This is a genomic window from Streptomyces albus subsp. albus (genome assembly GCF_000725885.1).
Lineage (GTDB): Bacteria > Actinomycetota > Actinomycetes > Streptomycetales > Streptomycetaceae > Streptomyces > Streptomyces albus.
The window spans coordinates 1-286 of record NZ_JODR01000096.1 but is presented as its reverse complement, the minus strand read 5'-3'; the positions used below and the strand labels follow the sequence as shown (position 1 = coordinate 286).

Sequence of the window (286 nt, the reverse complement as noted above, 5' to 3'; positions counted from 1 at the left end):
GCTGCTGGCGCGGCGGGTGGAGCAGTTGTACGAGACGCGGCACGATGCGGTGGATTCGTCGGCGGCGGAGTTGCGGCGGATCGAGCGGGATCTGCATGACGGGGCGCAGGCGCGGCTGGTGGCGATGGGGATGAGTCTGGGGGCCATCGAGGCGCTGGTCGAGCGTGATCCGGCGAGGGCGAAGGAGATGATCGCGCAGGCGCGGGAGAACAGTGCCGAGGCGCTCACGGAGCTGCGGGACCTGGTGCGCGGCATCCACCCGCCGGTACTCGCCGAACGCGGCCTG

General features: G+C 71.7%; 1 protein-coding gene. It reads left to right on the top strand.

Annotated features, from left to right (window positions below; all coding sequences use genetic code 11):
* The coding region (locus IO40_RS0132880; protein WP_234336641.1) for a histidine kinase at positions 1–286 on the top strand (286 nt) is incomplete at both ends.